Source organism: Streptomyces sp. NPDC091209, from assembly GCF_044757755.1.
Lineage (GTDB): Bacteria > Actinomycetota > Actinomycetes > Streptomycetales > Streptomycetaceae > Streptomyces.
In genome coordinates this window covers 164,412-183,813 of the sequence record NZ_JBIVVR010000005.1, presented here as the reverse complement: position 1 = coordinate 183,813, position 19,402 = coordinate 164,412, and the positions used below count along the sequence as shown (strand labels likewise).

Here is a 19,402-nt window from a genome sequence, read left to right as displayed (position 1 = left end):
GCGCGAAAGGCATTTCCCTTCAGTAGCATGGAGGCGAAGCTCCGCGTCCCGTCTCCGGTTCGCGGGGTCCAGGGGGAACCGCGAGGGGGAGCGGTCATGACATTTCGCGCGTCCATGCGAAGGACCGGATTATCGGCGGTGCGCCGGACGGCTTTACTGCTGGTTTCCGTACTGGTCGTCAGCGGGTGCGGTAAATCCGATCAATTGTTCGTCGTTCGTGCCGTGGCCGCGGGGGTGACACAGGCCAACCCCTTCTTCGAGGAGGACGGCACCCTCGGCAAGGACACCACCGGCACACCACGGGCCCGGCCGATCGGCGGGGTGCAGGCCAGCAACAGTCCGGGGCTGTACGGCGGCACACCCGCCGGTGAGTCCGGAGGTGAACCCGGCGGCCACAGCGGCACCCCGGGGCAGGGCGGGAACCACGGCACACCCGGACCGGGCGAGTCCGGTGCGCCCACCCCCGATTTCGGCGGCTCGACGCGACCCGGCACCTGCGTTGTCGGGAAGCTCAAGCAATTTCTCACCGACCCCAAGAACTCCGCCAGGGCGCGGGAATGGGCACGCGTCCTGAATATCCGGCCGGATGAGATTCCCGGATATATCGATCGGCTCACACCCGTTGTCCTGCGTCACGACACCCTCGTGACGAATCACGCGTACGAACACGGCAAGGCCGTCCCCTTCGACGCCTTGCTCCAGGCCGGAATCGCCGTTCTGGTGGACGATCAGGGGCTGCCCGCGGTGAAGTGCTCGTGCGGTAATCCGCTGCGCCCGTCCAGGGTGGACATCGAAAAATCCTCGGTGGGTTTCGAGGGCGGGAACAGGAAATGGTCCGGCTATCGGCAGGACCGGATCGTCCTCGTCGAGCCGCCGCCCGGGAAGGCGCCCATCGAGCGGCTCCGGCTGGTGGACGTCGACAACCCCGACCGGGGGATCACGCGGCCGCTCGGCACGGAGGGGGAGCACGACACGTCCTTCGACCCCCATGCGGGGACGGCCGTTCCACAGGTCACGGGTCTGACGTTCGCCGAGGCGAGCGGGCGACTGGCCGACGTGGGGCTGGCCCTCTCCCACGAGGGCGGCTCCCTGCCGCCGGACGACGCCCGGGTCACCTCGTCCCGGCCCGTCGCGGGCAGCGCCCTGGAGTGGGGCAGCCAGGTGACGCTGTCCGTGTCCGACCCGGGCGGCGGCGGGGACGCGGGCACTCCCCCGGACACCGGCGGCCTGACCCCGGGCCCGGACCAGTCCAGCACGGGCGGCTCCACGGGTGAAACCGGCTCGGGCGCCGCGACAGGCGAGACCGGCACGGGGACCGGTCCGGGCGAGACCGGCACCGGCCAGACCTCGGCGGGCGAGACCGGTACGGGAGCCACGGCGGGCGAGACCGGCCCAAGCCCGGCCACCACGGGCGAGACCACGACAGGTGCCGCGACCGGTGCCACGACCACGGGCCCGACCTCCATCGGTGGCACGACCGGAGAGACCACGACGGGGGCCGCGACAGGCGAGACCACGACGGGCCACACCACATCGGGCGCCGCCACGGGCAGTGCCACCACCGGTGCCGCCACCGCAGGGCAGACCACGACCGGCGCCACCAGCGGCGCCGGCACCACCGGGCAGACCACCACCGGCGCCACCACCACCGGGCTGACCACCACCGGCGCGACCACTGCGGGTGCCGGCACGGGGCGAAGCAGCGCCGGGCAAACCGGAGACGGTGCGACCACCGGCTCCGGCGGCTCCGGCTCCGACTCCGGGGCCACCGGCCCGACCACCACCGGTGCCACGGGCGAGACCACCACAGGCACCGGCGACACCGCCTCCGGTGGCACCGGCCCGGCCGACTCCGGCGGTGTCGGTGACTCCGTCGGGCCGTCCTCCTCCCCGGGCGGGACGACCTGATGGCGCCGGGGTCACCGCAGTCGGGGGTGGGCCGGATCATCGCCGACCGGTATGTGCTCGTGGACCAGGTCGGGTCGGGCGGGATGGGGCATGTGTGGCTCGCGCACGACCAGCGGCTCGACTGCGAGGTCGCGCTGAAGGAGATCAGGTTCCGCGACGTCCCGGAGAGCGGCGCGGAGCACGAGTCCCGGATAGCGCGGGCCCGCGCCGAGGCCCGGCACGCGGCGGTGCTGCGCGGGCACCCGCACGTCGTGACGGTGCACGACGTCCTGGAGCACGAGGGCCTGCCCTGGATCGTGATGGAGTACGTGGCGGGTGCCGAGGACCTCCGCGACCGGCTCGCCCGGCACGGTCCCCTCGCGCCCGACGCCTGTGCCCGTATCGGCATCGCCGTCCTCGACGCCCTGACCGCCGGGCACGAGCGCGGCATCATGCACCGGGACGTGAAGCCCGCCAACATCCTCCTCGCCCCGGACCGCGCCGGGAACCCGGGAGCCCGCATCCTGCTCACCGACTACGGGATCTCGGTCCAGCCCGACTCCCTGGAGACCCGCTGGACCCAGACGTCCGTGCTGGTGGGAACGGCCGGCTATCTGGCCCCGGAGCGGGCGACGGGCGGTCCGCCGACCGCGGCGGCCGACCTGTTCTCGCTGGGCTGCACCCTCTACTTCGGGGTGGAGGGCCACGGACCCTTCGACCGGGACACCGATCTCGCGGCGATCACCGCCGTGGTCCTGGAGGAGGCGCCGCCACCCCTGCGGGCCGGCGCCCTGCGGCCGGTCGTCGAGGCCCTGCTGGTCAAGGATCCCGCCCTGCGGCTCGGCGCCGAGGACACCGCGTCGGCGCTGGCCCGGATCCTCACGCCGCAGCCCCATCCGCCGACCCGTCTCGACCCGGGCTCGCAGCCACCGTGGACGGGGCTCGTCACCTCCGACGGGCCTTTGGGCACGTCCGGCCCGGTGGGAGACCGGAGCCGGGCCCTACCGGGCGGGTATCCGGCGACGGAGGGTGCCACCGCGTACGGTCCGGCCCAGGACCAGGGGGCGGCCGTACCGGGTGGTGGCCCGCCCGCCGCCCCCGCCGCGGGCCCGTACCCGGCGGCGGCCGGGGGACCGGGTCCGTACGCGCCCACCGGTCACGCGCAGGGTGTGTACACGCCGCCGTCACGGCAGGGGTCGGACCGTCCGGCGCCGGGCGGACAGCGGCCGGAACACGGGCAGGTCTTCGGGCCGCCCCGGCACGGAGGGCCGCCGGTCTCGGTCCCCTGGCCACCGGGGCGGCGACGGCGAAAGCCGCCGCACGCCCTGCGTACTGTGGCCGCCGTGCTGCTCGCGCTCGGCCTGGCGGCCGGTGTGGTCTGGTACGCGGGGGCCCACCGGGCCGCCCGGCTGCCGTACGGCGACACGGTCGGGCTCGTCGAACCGCTGCACCGGGGCGACTGCGTCTACGGAGAGCCCTCCCTGTGGAAGACGGCCACCGTGTCACGGCTGTGGCTGGATCTCAGCTGTCACGACAAGAGCCCCGACGCACAGGTCATGGCGGTGTACAGGGCGCCCTCGTTCGACGCGGCCCGCCGCGAGGGCTCGCGCCGGTGCGAGGAGCGGACCGAGGACACCGCCCGCAAGCTCGCCTGGAACGTCAAGAGCATGGCCGTCGTGCCCACCCGGGACGGCTTCGACACCACGGGCGGCACCGTCGCCTGTCTGCTCGCGGGCGTGCACGGCCCGGTGTTCGGTCCGCTCGGGGACCTCCGTCGGTACGGGATGACGTTCGCGGACGCGACCCAGATGCAGCGGGGCGACTGTCTGGGCCATGTGGGCGGCGACCACCGGGTGAGTACGCACTTCGAACTGGTCGCCTGCGACAAGGCTCCCGTGGGAAAGGTCGTCGAGATCACCCACCTCCGCCGCTACCGGCCCGGAACGGACCCGTTGGAACAGGCGAACGACCAGTGCGCGGCCGACGCGCCACCGGACCTGTACGGCAAGGACCCCGCTACGCACTGGAGTCATGGTGTGCGCAGTACCGGCGTGTGGGCGCAGCCGTACTACCTGGTGGTCTGCTTCATCGACAGGGGGCAGCGGCCGGCGCCGGGGGCTCGGTAGTCCGCGCGGCTCTGGCGGACCTCCCCCCTCCGGGTGAAAATGGCCCCAAAGGCCACGGCCCGCGCCGCGGACCCGCCTGGAGGAGGGTGCCGCCATGCCCGGTTCGACGAAGACGATGGGGGTGCTCACCGTGGGCGGGCTCGTCGTGGTGACGGCCTACACGGTGGCGCTGGGCAGTAACGGCTGGCTGTGGTTCGGCTGGGTCGTGCTCGGCCTGATAACCCTGGGGATGGTGGTCTCCCACAGCACCTGACCGTCTCCCCCGGCTCCCGCAGCACCTGGCCCTCTCCCCCGGTACCGGACCGTCGGCCGCGCACGTCACCTTCAGGGGAGCCGTGCCGCCGGGTGCACGCCGGGCTGGTATTTGGGGAGCCGGGCGGTGATCTTCATTCCCGCTCCCACCGCGGTCTCGATGACGAGGCCGTGATCGTCGCCGTAGACCTGGCGCAGCCGTTCGTCGACGTTGGAGAGGCCGATCCCCCCGGAGGGACTGGCCTCGCCGGACAGGATGCGGCGCAGCCGGTCGGGGTCCATGCCGATGCCGTTGTCCTCGATGACGACGAGCGCCTCGGCGCCGGCGTCCTGCGCCGTGATGCTGATGTGGCTCTTGTCGGTCTTGCCCTCGAGTCCGTGTTTGACGGCGTTCTCCACCAGCGGCTGAAGACAGAGGAAGGGCAGCGCGACCGGCAGTACCTCGGGTGCGATCTGCAGGGTGACGGACAGCCGATCACCGAAGCGGGCCCGGACGAGCGCCAAGTAGTGGTCGATGGCGTGGAGTTCGTCGGCGAGGGTGGTGAACTCGCCGTGCCTGCGGAACGAGTAGCGGGTGAAGTCGGCGAACTCCAGCAGGAGTTCGCGGGCGCGCTCCGGGTCGGTACGCACGAACGAGGCGATCACCGCGAGCGAGTTGAAGATGAAGTGCGGCGATATCTGGGCGCGAAGTGCCTTGATCTCGGCCTCGATCAGCCGGGTTCGGGACTGGTCGAGGTCGGCCAACTCCAGTTGGACCGAGACCCAGCGGGCGACCTCGCCGACGGCCCGTACGAGGACCGCGGACTCGCGGGGCGCGCAGGCGACGAGCGCTCCGTGCACCCGTTCGTCGACGGTGAGCGGTGCGACGACGGCCCAGCGCAGGGGGCAGTCGGGTTCTTCGCAGGCCAGCCGGAAGGCCTCGCCGCGGCCGGTCTCCAGCGGGCCGCCGAGGCGTTCCATGACCTCGGTGCGGTGGTGGGCGCCGGCGCCGTCCCAGGCGAGGACCGTCTCCTGGTCGGTGAGGCACAGCGCGTCGGTGCCGAGCAGGGTGCGCAGCCGTCGGGCGGACCGGCGCGCCGTCTCCTCGGTGAGTCCGGCGCGCAGCGGGGGCGCGGCCAGCGAGGCGGTGTGCAGGGTCTGGAAGGTGGCGTGCTCGACCGGGGTGCCGAGCCCCCCGAGGTTCTCGGGCCGCGCGGTCCGCCTGCCGAGCCAGAACCCGGCCGCCAGCAACGGGAGTACGGCCACGCACAGCCCGGCGATGAACCCGCTCACCGGCTCACCGCCCCACCCGCGGGGCCGCGTCCGCGAGGCCGCCCCCGTACAGAGGCCGCGTCCGCGAAGCCCCACCCGCACAGCCGCCCCGGCGACCGGGGCCCCGGCAGCATCCCGGTAAGGCCCGCTCCTCGTACCGCCGCCATCGCTCCACTCGCGAGGCCGCGCCCGTACGACCGCCTCGGCGACCACCGATCCGAGAGCTTCCCCGGCATGGACACCTCATCTCGCGCCCAGGCCACCAGCCCACCCGCGGGGCCGAGTCCGCGCGGCGGGACCGGCGGCCGCCGGTCCCGCCGCGACCCCGGCGAAGACCCCTCATCTCGCGGCCCGTCGGCCGACACCCTCACCGTTCGGACTCCTTCGCTTCCGTTGTCGCGCCGGCCGTTCCGCCGGCCGCCGCGCGGACCTGGCCGTCCGTGAGTTCCTCCGGGAGGTGGAATCGGGCGAGGATGGCCGCCGTCCCGGCGGGTACGCGGCCGGCGGTGGCCAGGGACACCAGCACCATGGTCACGAAGCCGAGCGGCACCGACCAGAGCGCCGGCCAGGCGAGCAGCGCGTGCAGGGACCCCGTCGTCCCCGGATAGCCGGCCATGGTCGCGCCGACGGCGAGGAGTGCCGCGCCACCGCCCCCGAGCATCCCGGCCGCCGCCCCCGGCGGGGTGAGCCGGCGCCACCAGATGCCGAGCACCAGCAGCGGGCAGAAGGAGGACGCGGACACGGCGAACGCGAGCCCCACCGCGTCGGCGACGGGCAGCCCGCCCACCAGCACGCTCGCGACGAGCGGCACGGCCATCGCCAGGACGGTGCCGAGCCGGAAGTGCCGTACCCCGCGGGAGGGCAGCACGTCCTGGGTGAGCACACCCGCGACCGCCATGGTGAGTCCGGACGCCGTCGACAGGAACGCGGCGAAGGCGCCGCCCGCGACGAGCGCCCCGAGGAGGTCCGCGCCGGCTCCGCCGATCATGCGGTCGGGCAGCAGGAGTACGGCGGCGTCCGCGTCGCCGGTGAGGCTGAGTTCGGGGGCGTAGAGCCGGCCGAGCGCCCCGTAGACGGGCGGGAGGAGGTAGAAGGCGCCGATCAGGCCGAGGACGGCGACGGTGGTGCGGCGGGCGGCGACACCGTGCGGGCTGGTGTAGAAGCGGACGACGACGTGGGGCAGGCCCATCGTGCCGAGGAAGGTGGCGAGGATCAGTCCGTAGGTGGCGTACAGCGGGCGTTGCTCGTGCCCGGCGGCCAGGGAGGTCGACATGGACCCGTCAGTGCCGCGTTCGGCCGCCGGGACCGGGTCGCCCCGGCCGAAGGTCAGCCGGGTGCCGCTCTCGATGTGGTGGGCGCCCTGCGGGAGCCGGACGCGCGCGTTCTCGTACCGGCGGCCGTCGACGGTGCCGGTCGCCGTGACGGTGAGCGGCCCGGACAGCTTGAGGTCGAGCGTGGAGTCGACCTGGACGAGGCGCTGTTCGCGGAAGGTCGGCGGTTCGTCGAAGGCGTTGCGGGGGGCGCCGTGGGACTGCCAGGCGAGGGCCAGGAAGACCGCGGGGACCAGCAGGGCGGTGAGCTTGAGCCAGTACTGGAAGGCCTGTACGAAGGTGATGCTGCGCATGCCGCCCGCGGCGACCGTGGCCACCACGACGACGGCGACGAGCACTCCGCCGAACCAGTCGGGCGCGTCGGTCAGCACCGCCAACGTCAGCCCCGCACCTTGGAGTTGGGGCAGCAGATAGAGCCAGCCGACACCGACGACGAACGCCCCGGCGAGCCGTCGCACCGCCTGGGAGCCGAGCCGCGCCTCGGCGAAGTCGGGCAGCGTGTAGGCGCCGGAGCGGCGCAGCGGTGCCGCGACGAAGAGCAGCAGGACGAGATAGCCGGCGGTGTAACCGACCGGGTACCAGAGCATGTCGGGTCCCTGGACGAGCACCAGGCCGGCGATGCCGAGGAAGGAGGCGGCGGAGAGGTATTCGCCGCTGATCGCGGCCGCGTTGAGCCGGGGTCCGACGGTACGTGAGGCGACGTAGAAGTCGGAGGTGGTCCGGGAGATGCGCAGCCCGAACGCGCCGACCAGGACGGTCGCGACGACGACGAGGGCGACGGCGGGAACGGAGTAGTTCTCGTTCACGGTTCAGCGGTCCTCGACCAGGCGCACGAGGTCCTTCTCGTTGCGCTCCGCCCGCCGTACGTACCAGCGGGCGAGCAGAACGAGCGGCGGGTAGAGGCAGAAGCCGAGGACGGCCCATTCCAGGGTGGCGCCGCCCGGCATCGCGGCGAAGAGCAGCGGCAGTGGCCCGACGAGCAGTACCAGGACGGCCAACGTCACGCCGGCGGCGCGGAACTGGCTGCGCATCAGAGAGCGGACGTAGGTGTGTCCGAGTGTGGTCTGTTCGTCGATCTCGGTCCGTGGCCGGTAGGAGCCGGACGCATGGGGGTACCTCCCGCGCGAGCGGAGCCGAGCGGGGGGAAGGGTGCGCCGGGGCGCTCCGGTGACGACCACACGGCGTTCGGTGGGGTCCTGCGGCACGCGGTGCTCCTCAGCTCGTGGTCCGGCGCAGCAGCAGATCGCGCAGTTGGCGTGCGTGCCGGCGGCTCACCTGGAGTTCGACGGAGTCGACGAGGACGCTCACCGTGCCCGCGTCCAGGCGGAGTTCGCCGATGTGGCGCAGTGCGACGAGGTGGCGCCGGTGGATGCGGACGAAGCCGCGGGAGCGCCAGCGCTCCTCCAGGGTGGACAGCGGGATGCGCACCAGGTGGCTGCCCTGCCCGGTGTGCAGCCGGGCGTAGTCGCCGTGGGCCTCGACGTGGGTGATGTCCTCGACGGCCACGAAGCGGGTCACCCCGCCGAGTTCGACGGATATGTGGTCGGGGTCGGGCTCGTGGACGGGGATCAGGGGTGCGGTGTCCCGCAGTTGGACGGCCCGGCGGACCGCCTCGGCGAGCCGTTCGCGGCGTACGGGCTTCAGGACGTAGTCGACGGCCTTGAGATCGAAGGCCTGGACGGCGAAACCCTCGTGGGCGGTCACGAACACGACGAGCGGAGGCTGCGCGAAGCCGCCGAGCAGCCGGGCCAGGTCGAGCCCGTCCAGGCCGGGCATGTGGATGTCGAGGAAGACGACGTCGATCGCCTCGGGTCCGCCGGGTCCCGACTCCAGGGCCCGGTTGATCCTGCGCAGCGCCTCGGTCGCGTCGCTCGCGCCCTCGGCGCTGCCGACCCGGGGATCGGCGTTCAGCAGATACAGGAGTTCCTCGAGGGAGGGTTGTTCGTCGTCGACGGCGAGCACGCGCAGCATGACAGTGGAGTCTAGGAGCGATCGGCATGGCTGGACATGTGCGGGACGTGGCCGTTGTCCCCGGCCGGCCGGCGGTCGTCGCTGGATACAGTGCGGCCATGAACAGCAAGCCCGCGATGTTCGACGAGCTCGACCGCAAGATCATCACGGCCCTGATGGCCAATGCCAGGACGAGCTTCGCGGAGATCGGCGCGGCGATCGGACTGTCCGCGACGGCCGTCAAGCGCCGCGTCGACCGGCTGCGCGAGACGGGCGTGATCACCGGGTTCACGGCCACGGTGAAGCCCGCGGCGCTCGGCTGGCGCACGGAGGCGTACGTGGAGGTGTACTGCGAGGGCGCGGCGCCGCCCCGGCGGCTGGCGGAGGTGGTGCGCAACCATCCGGAGATCACCGCGGCGATGACGGTGACCGGGGGCGCGGACGCGCTGCTGCATGTGCGGGCCGTCGACGTGGAGCACTTCGAGGAGATCCTGGAGCGCATCCGGGTGGAGCCGTTCATCCGGAAGACGATCAGCTACATGGTGCTGTCCCATCTGCTGCCCGAGGCCCCGGAGGCCGGGGCGACATACGCGGCCCCGGACGACGCAGGAAACGTGCGCTGACCCGGCCGATCACGCAGCAGTACTGCGTATACGCGCAGCTCTCGTCGCTTGTCGTCCGTATCCCCTCCTTCTTACCGTGGAGGCATCCCACCAGTCGACACCGCAGGAAGCGGAGGGAACCTCTTCGTGCCTGACAACCGTGTGCCGCGCCCCCGGCGCTTTCTCGTCTGCGAACCCAGACACTTCGCCGTGCAGTACGCGATCAACCCCTGGATGCGTCCCGACACCCCCGTGGACGTCGATCTCGCGCGTGATCAGTGGCAGGCGCTGATCAGCGCCTATCGCGCGCACGGCCACACCGTCGACTCCGTCGAACCGGTCGCGGGCCTTCCCGACATGGTGTTCGCCGCGAACTGCGCGCTCGTCCTGGAGGGCCGTGTCTTCGGCTCGTCCTTCCACGCACCCGAGCGCCGCCCCGAGTCCACCGCGTACGACACCTGGTTCAAGACGGCCGGTTTCGACGTCTACCGCCCCGAGTCGGTGTGTGAGGGCGAGGGCGATCTCGTCCCGACACGCCGCTACGTTCTCGCCGGTACCGGGTTCCGCACCACACGTGAGGCCCATCGCGAGGTCCAGGAGTTCTTCGGGGTCCCGGTGATCAGCCTCCAGCTCGTGGACCCGCACTTCTACCATCTGGACACCGCGCTCTTCGTCCTCGACGACGACAACGTCGCGTACTACCCGGAGGCCTTCTCGCCGGGCAGCCGCGAGGTGCTGGGCCGGCTGTTCCCGGACGCGGTGCTCGCGACCCGCGAGGACGCCCTCGCCTTCGGCCTCAACTCCGTCTCCGACGGCCGTCATGTCTTCATCGCGCCGCGCGCCGAGGCCCTCGCCGACCAGCTCGTCCGCCACGGCTACGTTCCCGTCCCCGTCGACCTGTCGGAGTTCCACAAGGCCGGCGGCGGCATCAAGTGCTGCACTCAGGAGATCCGTTCATGACCGCTCCCGCCCGTACGACCGCGTCCGCCGACGCCGGCGCGCGCAGTTCCGCCGAACTGATCCGAGCCGAGGAACCCGTCCTGGCGCACAACTACCACCCGCTGCCCGTGGTCGTCGCGCGCGCCGAGGGCACCTGGGTGGAGGACGTCGAGGGCCGCCGCTACCTCGACATGCTGGCGGGCTACTCGGCCCTCAACTTCGGTCACCGCAACCCTGTGTTGATCGAGGCGGCGCACCGGCAGCTCGACCGGCTCACGCTCACCTCGCGGGCCTTCCACAACGACCGGCTGGCCGAATTCGCCGAGTCACTGGCCGCGTTGACCGGCCTGGACATGGTCCTGCCGATGAACACGGGCGCCGAGGCGGTGGAGAGCGCCATCAAGGTGGCCCGCAAATGGGCGTACGAGGTCAAGGGCGTCGAGCCCGACCGGGCCACCATCGTGGTGGCGGCCGACAACTTCCACGGCCGGACGACCACGATCGTCAGCTTCTCCACCGACGAGACGGCCCGCTCCGGCTTCGGCCCCTTCACGCCCGGCTTCCGGGTCGTTCCGTACAACGACCTGGCCGCGCTCGAAGCGGCGATCGACGAGACGACGGCCGCGGTGCTGCTCGAACCCATCCAGGGCGAGGCGGGCGTGGTCATCCCGGACGACGGGTATCTCGCCGGGGTCCGCGAACTCACCCGCCGCGCCGGCTGTCTGTTCGTCGCGGACGAGATCCAGTCGGGCCTCGGCCGCACCGGCACCACGCTGGCGGTGGAGCACGAGTCGGTCGTCCCCGATCTGCTGCTGCTCGGCAAGGCGCTCGGCGGCGGCATCGTGCCGGTCTCCGCGGTCGTCGGACGCCGGGACGTGCTGGAGGTGCTGCGTCCCGGTGAGCACGGCTCGACCTTCGGCGGCAACCCGCTGGCCGCGGCGGTCGGTTCGGCGGTCGTCGGCCTGCTGGAGACCGGTGAGTACCAGCGCAGGGCGGCCGAGCTGGGCGTCCTGCTGCGGGACGGGCTGACGGCCCTGGTGGGCCGGGGCGTCGAGGGCTTCCGCGCGCGCGGGCTGTGGGCGGGCGTCGACATCGACCCGTCCATCGGCACGGGCCGCGAGATCAGCCGGGGCCTCATGGACGAGGGGATCCTGGTCAAGGACACGCACGGTTCGACCATCCGGCTGGCACCGCCGCTCACCATCACGGCCGAGGAACTCCAGTCGGCCCTCGGGTCCCTGGAGAAGGTGCTGACGCAAGGGGTCTGATACCGGCCCAGTGGCCACCGGAGGGGACACCGGCCCCTCGACCGCGGGCGGGCGCCGAGGCGCCCGCCCGTCGCGGTGCGAGGACCGTCCTCCCGTCTCCGGGACGCCAGCCGCCCGGGGCAGCAACGGCCCGGGACACCGCTCGGGTTCCCGGTCCAGCGACTCCATCAGGCAGTTCACGACCCCGGTGGAGCAGCCGGCCGTGATGAGCTGCCCCGATGCCGCCGCCGCGACCGCCTCGACCGTCTCGTACAGCGACGGCCTCGACCGTCTCGTACGGCGGCTGCCAGGGCAGCAGCTCGCGTGCCGGCACACCGACCGCGAGGCATTCCGACCGGCATCCGCCGGATCTCCCACGGGGCGGCGCCCGCGGTGGCGTCCAGCCCAGCCTCGGCCGGGTGGACGCCGGGCCGCTGACCCTGGACGGGACCGCCGTCCGCCGCGCAGCCTGCGCAGCCGAGGGCGCCGCGCATGGCGGGCCGCCCTTCGTGTTCGCAGATCCCGCAGCGGTCGGTGGGCGCGGGCGCCTCGCGGACGGCGACCGGACTGACGGTGGTACGCGGGGTCGCCACGTCCACCCCAGCGGACGGGCGTCCGCAAGGCGTGGCACCACCGGTACTTCCCCGTACCTCGGCTCGGACAGAGGTCGGTACAGGCGAGGCGCTCAGCTCTGTCGACGCGCTGCGTCTCGCTGTGTGGAGCTGAAGCCGGGAGGGGCAGGCGCCGTCATGTCCAGCAGAAGCAGCGCATCGTGGTCGGGGCTACCGGGTTCGGCGGTATAGACGCCGATGCGCTGGCCCGGCGTGCCTTCCACGTGCAGGGACTGTGCCGTGAGCGTGACCGTCCCGACCTGGGGGTGGTGGAACGTCTTGTGAGCAGGTTTGCGTCCGGTCACTTCGTAGCGTTCCCACAGCCGTGCGAAGTCGGGGCTTTTGAGGAGGAGTTCGCCAACGAGGTTGGTGAGGTCGGGGGCGTCGGGTGCGGTGCCGGCGACGGCGCGCAGGCGAGCGACGCAGGCGGTGATCTGCCGGTCCCAGTCGGTGAAGAGGTCGCGCGCCGCAGGGTGGAGGAAGAGGTAGCGGGCGAGGTTGCGCTGCTTGGCCGGCCAGTCGTCCAGGCCCGCGTAGAGGGCGAGGCCGCCGGGGTTCCAGGCCAGTACATCCATGCTGCGGCTGATGACGTAGGCCGGGTTCGGCCGCAGCGATTCGAGCAGCAGCTTCAGGTGGGGGCGTACGGTGCGGCTGGGCGCGGGCGGCGGCTCGGGGGCGTAGCGGGCGGCGCGGGCGGCGAGCTCGCGCAGGTGCTGGTGTTCTTGGTCGTCCATGAGCAGGGCGCGGGCGAGGGAGTCGAGGACAGCGGGGCTGGGGCGGGTCTCCTTGCCGCGTTCCAGGCGCACGTAGTAGTCGATGCTGATGCCGGCGAGGGTGGCCAGTTCCTCGCGGCGGAGCCCGGGGGTGCGGCGGATGCCGGTGCCGACGGTGAGGCCGACGTGTTCGGGACTGGTCTGGGTGCGGCGGGCGCGCAGGTAGCGGCCCAGCTCGGCGCCCTCGCTGTGCGCGCTCATCGATGCCATGACTCCAGTCTCACCCGCCGGGCACCCGCTGAGCGGGCGGGAGGGGGGCCCTGTCGTTACCCCCGAAGAGCCCGCCCTGCCACACCAGAGCAATCCGGGCGAAGGTGAATGAGGAAGACGCCGGCCCCTCGCGCCGCCCGGCTTCAACCGGCACGAGCTGCCGGGCCGGGGCGAGAGTGGAGACCAGGTAACACCTTGATCGGAAGAGGGCGAGATGCGCTACATCAAACTGCGTGACCTGGAGGTTTCCCGGATCGGTCTGGGTGCGATGGGCATGTCCCACGGCTATACCGGCTCGGGCACCGATGACGCGGAGTCGATCAGGACCGTGCACCGGGCGCTGGAGCTGGGCGTCACGCTCATCGACACCGCCGAGATCTACGGCCCCTATACCAACGAGGAGCTGCTCGGGCGGGCGTTGAAGGGGCGCCGGGACAAGGTGGTGCTGGCCACCAAGTTCGGCCTGGTCTCCCACGCCGGTGACGGCGCCTGGAACCTGGACTCCAGCCCGGCCAACATCCGCACCGCGGTCGAGGGCTCTCTCAAGCGTCTGGGCACCGACCACATCGACCTGTACTACCAGCACCGGGTGGACCCGAACACGCCGATCGAGGAGACCGCCGGAGCCGTCGGTGAACTGATCGCCGACGGCAAGGTGCGTGCTTTCGGGCTTTCGGAGGCCGGCCCGGACACGATCCGCCGCGCCCACGCCGTCCAGCCGGTCACCGCGGTGCAGTCCGAGTACTCCCTGTTCACCCGCGGCATCGAGGACCGTGTCCTGCCAGTCCTGCGGGAGCTGAACATCGGCCTCGTGCCCTTCTCTCCGCTGGGCCGTGGCGTCCTGACCGGCACCGTCCGCTCCACCGACCAGTTCGACGAGAACGACTTCCGGCGCGGCAACCCGCGCTTCACCGGCGAGAACTTCCAGCACAACCTGGCGCTCGCCGACGAGGTCAAGGCCCTGGCCGACGAGGCCGGTGCCACGCCCGGTCAGGTGGCACTGGCCTGGCTGCTCGCCCAGGGCGACGACATCGCTCCCATCCCCGGCACCAAGCGCGTCAGCCGGGTCGAGGAGAACGCCGCCGCCGATGCCGTCACGCTGACCGCCGAGCAGCTCGACAGGCTCTCCAGCCTGCCGCCCGCCGCCGGCGACACCCACACCGAGGCCCAGGCGAGGATGCTCGAACGCTGACCCCGCCCCGGCACGCCGCGCTTCGCGTGGCGCCCCCTCCCTCGTTCGGAGTAACACCTTTCATGCATGCAGCAGTGATGTACGGAGCCGGAGACGTCCGCGTCGAGGACCGGCCCGACCCGAAGATCGTCCAGCCCACCGACGCCGTGGTCCGCGTCGTCGCATCCTGTGTGTGCGGCAGCGACCTGTGGCCCTACCAGTCGATGCCCGCCACCGACACCGGCCGCCCCATGGGCCACGAGTTCCTCGGCGTCATCGAGGAGATCGGCGCGGACGTGACCGGCCTGAACACCGGTGATCTGGTCGTCGCCCCGTTCACCTACAGCGACAACACCTGCGACTACTGCGCCAAAGGCCTGCACATCTCGTGCCGCAACGGCGGCCGGTACGGCTTCGACGGCGTGGATGGCGGGCAGGGCGAAGCGGTCCGTGTCCCGTACGCAGACGGCACTCTGGTGAAGCTTCCGGTGGCCGCGGACTCCGCGCTGCTGCCGTCGCTGCTGGCACTGTCGGACGTGATGACCACCGGCCAACACGGCGCGGTCACCGCAGGGATCGGCCGCGGCGACGCGGTGCCGGTCGTCGGGGACGGCGCGGTCGGCCTGTGCGCGGTGATCGCCGCGAAGCGGCTGGGTGCCGAGCGGATCGTGCTTGCCGGCCGTCCCGAAGCCCGCACCGGCTTGGGCCGGGAGTTCGGCGCCACCGACGTGGTCGCCGAGCGCGGTGAGGAGGGCATCGCCCGCATCCGCGAGCTGACCGGCGGCGTGGACAAGGTCATCGAGGCCGTCGGCACCCGACAGGCCCTGGACACCGCGCTCGGCGCGGTCCTGGACGGCGGCACCATCAGCCGCCTGGGCGTTCCCCAGTACGAGCAGGGCCCGATCGGCCCGGCCGACTTCATGCGCGACATCACCCTGACCGGCGGCGCCAGCCCCGCCCGCGCCCATATTCCGGAACTGCTGGCCGACGTCCTGGACGGCACCATCGCCCCCCGCCGCGTCTTCGACGAGGCCTTCCCCCTCGACCGGACTCCGGACGCCTACCGGGCCATGGCCGACCGCCAGGTCCTCAAGGCCCTCATCCGCCCCTGACCTCCCCCACCCGTACAGCGAAGGACATTCCGCCCATGCAGACCGTTACCCTCAACAACGGCGTCGAGATGCCGCTCCTCGGCTTCGGCGTCTACCAGATCCCCGCCGAGGACACCGAGCGCGCTGTCTCCGAGGCCCTGGCCGCCGGCTACCGCCTGCTGGACACCGCCGCCGCGTACGGCAACGAAGAAGCCGTCGGCCGCGCCATCAAGTCCAGCGGCATCCCGCGCGAGGAACTGTTCGTCACCACCAAGCTGTGGGTCCAGGACGCCCCCGCCCAGGACAACACCCGCCGTGCTTTCGAGACGTCCCTGAGCAAGCTGGGCCTGGACCACCTCGACCTGTACCTGATGCACCAGCCCTTCGGCGACGTCTACGGCCAGTGGCGCGCCATGGAGGCGATCAACCGCGAGGGCGCGGCCAAGGCGATCGGTGTCGCCAACTTCTACCCCGACCGGCTGATCGACCTGATCGTCAACAACGAGAGCACCCCGCAGGTCAACCAGGTCGAGACCCACCCGTTCTTCCAGCGCGCCGACTATCAGGACCTCATGCGCGAGCACGGGGTGCAGATCCAGTCCTGGGGCGGCTTCGCCGAGGGCAAGAACGACCTGTTCACCAACCCGCTGCTCGCCGAGATCGGCAAGGAGTACGGCAAGTCCGTCGCCCAGGTCGTGCTGCGCTGGCTGACCCAGCGCGGCGTCATCGCCATCCCCAAGTCCGTGCGCGCCGAGCGCATGGCCGAGAACATCGACGTCTTCGACTTCCAGCTCACCGACGAGCAGATGACCCGGATCGCTGCCCTCGACACCGGCAGCTCGCTGTTCTTCGACCACCACGACCCCGAGATGGTCACCTGGCTTGCCAAGCGCCGTCTGGACAGCTGAGCGACGCCCCTTGCCGGCGGCGGGTGCCCTCAAGCCGACGTCCGGGGCGCCCGCCCGGCCTCCACTCCGCCAACGGTTCACCGGGAGCCGTCCACCGTGATCGCCCCACAGCACCACGCCGCCCTGCCGAGCCGGCGCACCGTTCTGCGCCGCGCACGGGCGACCGCAACCGCGGCTTGGAGCGCTGTCCAGGCCGCCGACCCCTACTCGACCGACTACGACGCGCCCGTCCAGCGCAACGTCCGCGAGCAGGAAGCCGACGCCCGCCCGACCGTCGAAGGCGGACCGCCCTCCCTCGACGGCTACGACACCATCCTTCTGGCCAGCCCCGTCTGGAACGTCCGAGGCCCGCGCGGCCGCACCTGGGCCGAACACGTGGCACCGGGGCACGACGGACGAGGGGATTCCGGTGAAGCGCCCGCGTGGCTCGGCCATCCGGCCGACGCCGCCGTCGGCGTCACGGCCGCGGAACTCCCGCAGCTTCCAGTGGCCCCTGCGGTCGGCAGTGGCGCAAGGGATCCGATACCGGCCAAGTGGCCACAGAGGGTGACACCGCACCGGTTACGTCCGGCGACGGCCGCGCCTACACTGATCGCTCCCCGGGGGAAAAGAGGAGCGCCCCAGTGTTTTATTACGTGCTCAAATATGTGCTTCTGGGTCCACTGTTGAGACTGGTCTTCCGGCCTCGGATCGAGGGCCTTGAGCACATCCCGTCCTCGGGTCCGGCGATCGTGGCCGGCAACCACCTGTCCTTCGCGGACCACTTCCTGATGCCGGCGATCCTGAAGCGCCGGATCACCTTCCTCGCGAAGGCCGAGTACTTCACCGGGCCCGGCATCAAAGGGCGGCTGACGGCGGCCTTCTTCCGCAGCGTCGGACAGATTCCGGTGGACCGTTCCGGCAAGGAGGCGGGGCAGGCCGCGATCCGCGAGGGACTCGGCGTGCTGCGCAGGGACGAGTTGCTCGGCATCTACCCCGAGGGCACCCGCTCGCACGACGGACGGCTCTACAAGGGCAAGGTCGGTGTCGCGGTGATGGCCCTGCGGGCCCAGGCCCCGGTCATCCCCTGCGCGATGATCGGCACCTTCGAGGCGCAACCCCCGGGCCGCAAGCTCCCGCGGATCCATCCCGTGGTGATCCGCTTCGGCAAGCCTCTCGACTTCTCGCGCTATGCCGGGATGGAAGGCGAGAAGGCGATCCTGCGCGCCATCACCGACGAGATCATGTACGCCATCCTGACCCTCTCCGAGCAGGAGTACGTCGACCGGTACGCGGCCGTCGTGAAGGCCGAGGAGGCCGCGGAGAAGGCCGAGGCGGGACGCAAGTTCCCCCGGATGCCGATGAGTTGAGACGACGGCCGGGCCGGGCCTACGACAGGGACGCGTGAGGGGGCGGCCGGTCGGACCGGCCGCCCCCTCATGCTGCGAGGACTACGGCTGCGGCGTGGCGTGCGGCGCGCACGTCACGTCGGCGGCGTCCGTGGCGCCGGTGAGCAGGTAGGAGTCCACCCGCCCGTTGATGCACGGGTTGACCAGACCGGTCACACCGTGTGAGCCCGCGCCCTGCTCGGTGATCAGGCGGGAGCCCTTGAACCGCTTGTGCAGCTCGACGGCGCCGGGGTACGGAGTGGCGGCGTCGTTCGTGGACTGCACGATGAGGACGGCCGGCAGACCCTTGCCCGTCTTCACCTCGACCGGGGACTGCTGCTTGACGCCCCAACTCGCACAGGGCAGGTTCATCCACGCGTTCGCCCAGGTCATGAAGGGATACTGCGTGTTGAGCCGCGTGTTGTCCCGGTCCCACTTCCGCCAGCTCGTGGGCCACTGCGCGTCGGTGCACTCGACGGCCGTGTAGACGGCGTTGCTGTTCTCCGAGGTGATGTTGCCCGCCGTGTCGGTCAGATCCGGGGCCGCGGCGTCGACGAGCGCCTGGGTGTTACCGGCGGCGTACTTGCTGAACACCGAGGCGACCGGCACCCACGACGAGTCGTAGTACGGGGCGCTCTGGAAGAAGGAGATCAGCTCGGCGGGGCCGACGACCCCACCCAGCGGGCTCTTCTTCGCGGCGGCCCGCAGCTTCAGCCACTGGTCCTGCACCTTGGCGCGGGTGTCACCGAGGTGGAAGGCCGCGTCGTTCTTGGCGACCCAGTCCTCCCAGTCCTTCCAGCGGCCCTCGAACGCGATGTCCTGCTCCAGGTTGGCCTGGTACCAGATGTTCTCGCGCGAGGGGTTGACGACGCTGTCGACGACCATGCGTCGCACATGCCCCGGGAAGAGCGTGCCGTACACGGCCCCGAGGTACGTGCCGTACGAGACGCCCAGGTAGTTCAGCTTCTTCTCGCCGAGCCCGGCCCGGATGACGTCGAGGTCGCGTGCCGTGTTGGGCGTGGTCATCTGCTCCAGCACGGCCTTGCCGGTGCGCTCGGCACAGCCGTCCGCGTACTCCGCCGCCAGCTTGCGCTGGACGCGCTTGTCCGCCTCGGAGTCCGGGACCGGGTCCGCCTTGGGCGCCTTCACGAACTCCTGCGGGTCGATGCAGGAGATGGGCGCCGAGTGGCCGACACCACGCGGGTCGAAGCCCACGAAGTCGTACGCCTTCGCGGTGTTCGCCCACAGGGGGCTCTTGGTGGTGACCCGGCGCGGGAAGCGCATGCCCGAACCACCGGGGCCGCCCGGGTTGTAGACGAGCGCGCCCTGGCGCTCCTCCTTGGTACCGGTGTTCCCGATGCGGTCCACGGCCAGCTTGATCTGCTTGCCGTAGGGGTGGGCGTAGTCCAGCGGCACGCTGACCCAGCCGCACTGGATCGGCTTCTCGAAGCCCCAGTCCGCCGGGCAGTCCTGCCAGTCGATCCCGGCTTTGGCGGCCCGCTCCGCGGCGATGGCCGCTCCGCGCTGCTCGCGGCTCTGCCCGTAACCCTGGCCGTGGCTCCGGCCCTGTCGCGAGTCGGCGGTGGCCGACGGGGCCGCGACGGCTCCGGCTATCAGGGTCGCGGTGACGAGCGCTCCGGCCGAACCGAGCGCTGCCACCCGTTTCGTCGGTCTCTTGGACCTCAA

16 protein-coding genes are annotated in these 19,402 nt (G+C 71.8%); 10 read left to right on the top strand and 6 right to left on the bottom strand.

Features of this window, described 5'->3' with window-relative positions; genetic code table 11:
- Positions 1 to 204 precede the first annotated feature (204 nt).
- The 3 genes from ACIQRL_RS16425 to ACIQRL_RS16415 all read left to right on the top strand — a co-directional run bounded on the left by ACIQRL_RS16425 (position 205) and on the right by ACIQRL_RS16415 (position 4,266).
- The gene (locus ACIQRL_RS16425; RefSeq protein WP_401331902.1) at positions 205 to 1,908 is read left to right on the top strand and encodes a DUF6777 domain-containing protein; all 1,704 of its coding nucleotides are present in this window, start codon (positions 205 to 207) and stop codon (positions 1,906 to 1,908) included.
- Positions 1,908 to 4,013 carry a serine/threonine-protein kinase gene (locus ACIQRL_RS16420; RefSeq protein ID WP_401331901.1) on the top strand — a complete coding sequence of 702 codons (2,106 nt, stop codon included), beginning with the start codon at positions 1,908 to 1,910 and terminating at the stop codon, positions 4,011 to 4,013. Before ACIQRL_RS16425 ends, ACIQRL_RS16420 begins: the two co-directional genes overlap by 1 nt.
- A 94-nt stretch (positions 4,014 to 4,107) precedes the next feature.
- Complete coding sequence (locus tag ACIQRL_RS16415) at positions 4,108 to 4,266, top strand: hypothetical protein (protein WP_401331900.1); 159 nt, start codon at positions 4,108 to 4,110, stop codon at positions 4,264 to 4,266.
- A 71-nt stretch (positions 4,267 to 4,337) separates the two neighbouring features.
- Here the strand turns inward: ACIQRL_RS16415 and ACIQRL_RS16410 are convergent, their stop codons facing one another.
- From ACIQRL_RS16410 to ACIQRL_RS16395, 4 genes are all read right to left on the bottom strand, one after another.
- Positions 4,338 to 5,537, bottom strand: a complete 1,200-nt coding sequence (locus tag ACIQRL_RS16410; protein WP_401331899.1) for a sensor histidine kinase — start codon at positions 5,535 to 5,537, stop codon at positions 4,338 to 4,340.
- 346 nt (positions 5,538 to 5,883) lie between these two features.
- Positions 5,884 to 7,653 carry a cation acetate symporter gene (locus ACIQRL_RS16405; RefSeq protein WP_401331898.1) on the bottom strand — a complete coding sequence of 590 codons (1,770 nt, stop codon included), beginning with the start codon at positions 7,651 to 7,653 and terminating at the stop codon, positions 5,884 to 5,886.
- A 3-nt stretch (positions 7,654 to 7,656) separates the two neighbouring features.
- A complete protein-coding gene (locus ACIQRL_RS16400) occupies positions 7,657 to 8,052 on the bottom strand; it encodes a hypothetical protein (protein ID WP_401331897.1) in 396 nt (131 codons plus the stop codon).
- Positions 8,053 to 8,062: 10 nt separating this feature from the next.
- Entirely contained in the window at positions 8,063 to 8,818 is a 756-nt protein-coding gene (locus tag ACIQRL_RS16395) for a LytR/AlgR family response regulator transcription factor (protein WP_401331896.1), read from the bottom strand.
- Positions 8,819 to 8,916: 98 nt separating this feature from the next.
- On the opposite strand from ACIQRL_RS16395, the gene ACIQRL_RS16390 reads away from it, so the two are divergent.
- The 3 genes from ACIQRL_RS16390 (at position 8,917) to rocD (ending at position 11,606) form a co-directional block, all read left to right on the top strand.
- Complete coding sequence (locus tag ACIQRL_RS16390; protein WP_401331895.1) at positions 8,917 to 9,420, top strand: Lrp/AsnC family transcriptional regulator; 504 nt, start codon at positions 8,917 to 8,919, stop codon at positions 9,418 to 9,420.
- A 126-nt stretch (positions 9,421 to 9,546) separates the two neighbouring features.
- Positions 9,547 to 10,359 carry a dimethylargininase gene (gene ddaH, locus ACIQRL_RS16385; RefSeq protein ID WP_401331894.1) on the top strand — a complete coding sequence of 271 codons (813 nt, stop codon included), beginning with the start codon at positions 9,547 to 9,549 and terminating at the stop codon, positions 10,357 to 10,359.
- On the top strand, positions 10,356 to 11,606 hold the full coding sequence (gene rocD / locus ACIQRL_RS16380; RefSeq protein WP_401331893.1) for an ornithine--oxo-acid transaminase: 1,251 nt from the start codon (positions 10,356 to 10,358) through the stop codon (positions 11,604 to 11,606). Before ddaH ends, rocD begins: the two co-directional genes overlap by 4 nt.
- A 664-nt stretch (positions 11,607 to 12,270) precedes the next feature.
- Here the strand turns inward: rocD and ACIQRL_RS16375 are convergent.
- Positions 12,271 to 13,179 carry a helix-turn-helix transcriptional regulator gene (locus ACIQRL_RS16375; RefSeq protein ID WP_401331892.1) on the bottom strand — a complete coding sequence of 303 codons (909 nt, stop codon included), beginning with the start codon at positions 13,177 to 13,179 and terminating at the stop codon, positions 12,271 to 12,273.
- 214 nt (positions 13,180 to 13,393) lie between these two features.
- Here ACIQRL_RS16375 and ACIQRL_RS16370 point away from each other — a divergent pair, with 214 nt between their 5' ends.
- From ACIQRL_RS16370 to ACIQRL_RS16355, 4 genes are all read left to right on the top strand, one after another.
- A complete protein-coding gene (locus tag ACIQRL_RS16370) occupies positions 13,394 to 14,371 on the top strand; it encodes an aldo/keto reductase (protein WP_401331891.1) in 978 nt (325 codons plus the stop codon).
- A 62-nt stretch (positions 14,372 to 14,433) separates the two neighbouring features.
- On the top strand, positions 14,434 to 15,462 hold the full coding sequence (locus ACIQRL_RS16365; protein ID WP_401331890.1) for a zinc-binding dehydrogenase: 1,029 nt from the start codon (positions 14,434 to 14,436) through the stop codon (positions 15,460 to 15,462).
- Positions 15,463 to 15,497: 35 nt separating this feature from the next.
- Positions 15,498 to 16,349: an aldo/keto reductase gene (locus ACIQRL_RS16360; RefSeq protein ID WP_401331889.1), complete on the top strand. Its 852-nt coding sequence runs from the start codon at positions 15,498 to 15,500 to the stop codon at positions 16,347 to 16,349.
- A 623-nt stretch (positions 16,350 to 16,972) separates the two neighbouring features.
- Positions 16,973 to 17,698: a lysophospholipid acyltransferase family protein gene (locus ACIQRL_RS16355; RefSeq protein WP_401331888.1), complete on the top strand. Its 726-nt coding sequence runs from the start codon at positions 16,973 to 16,975 to the stop codon at positions 17,696 to 17,698.
- Positions 17,699 to 17,779: 81 nt separating this feature from the next.
- On the opposite strand, the gene ACIQRL_RS16350 is transcribed toward ACIQRL_RS16355, so the two are convergent.
- The gene (locus tag ACIQRL_RS16350; protein WP_401331887.1) at positions 17,780 to 19,402 is read right to left on the bottom strand and encodes an alpha/beta hydrolase; all 1,623 of its coding nucleotides are present in this window, start codon (positions 19,400 to 19,402) and stop codon (positions 17,780 to 17,782) included.

Excerpts from the sequence above, each read along its gene's own strand:
- ACIQRL_RS16420 (WP_401331901.1), top strand. The coding sequence starts at position 1,908 with ATGGCGCCGGGGTCACCGCAGTCGGGGGTGGGCCGGATCATCGCCGAC.
- ACIQRL_RS16415 (WP_401331900.1), top strand. The coding sequence starts at position 4,108 with ATGCCCGGTTCGACGAAGACGATGGGGGTGCTCACCGTGGGCGGGCTC.
- ACIQRL_RS16395 (WP_401331896.1), bottom strand. The coding sequence starts at position 8,818 with ATGCTGCGCGTGCTCGCCGTCGACGACGAACAACCCTCCCTCGAGGAA.
- ACIQRL_RS16390 (WP_401331895.1), top strand. The coding sequence starts at position 8,917 with ATGAACAGCAAGCCCGCGATGTTCGACGAGCTCGACCGCAAGATCATC.
- rocD (WP_401331893.1), top strand. The coding sequence starts at position 10,356 with ATGACCGCTCCCGCCCGTACGACCGCGTCCGCCGACGCCGGCGCGCGC.
- ACIQRL_RS16375 (WP_401331892.1), bottom strand. The coding sequence starts at position 13,179 with ATGGCATCGATGAGCGCGCACAGCGAGGGCGCCGAGCTGGGCCGCTAC.
- ACIQRL_RS16370 (WP_401331891.1), top strand. The coding sequence starts at position 13,394 with ATGCGCTACATCAAACTGCGTGACCTGGAGGTTTCCCGGATCGGTCTG.
- ACIQRL_RS16365 (WP_401331890.1), top strand. The coding sequence starts at position 14,434 with ATGCATGCAGCAGTGATGTACGGAGCCGGAGACGTCCGCGTCGAGGAC.
- ACIQRL_RS16360 (WP_401331889.1), top strand. The coding sequence starts at position 15,498 with ATGCAGACCGTTACCCTCAACAACGGCGTCGAGATGCCGCTCCTCGGC.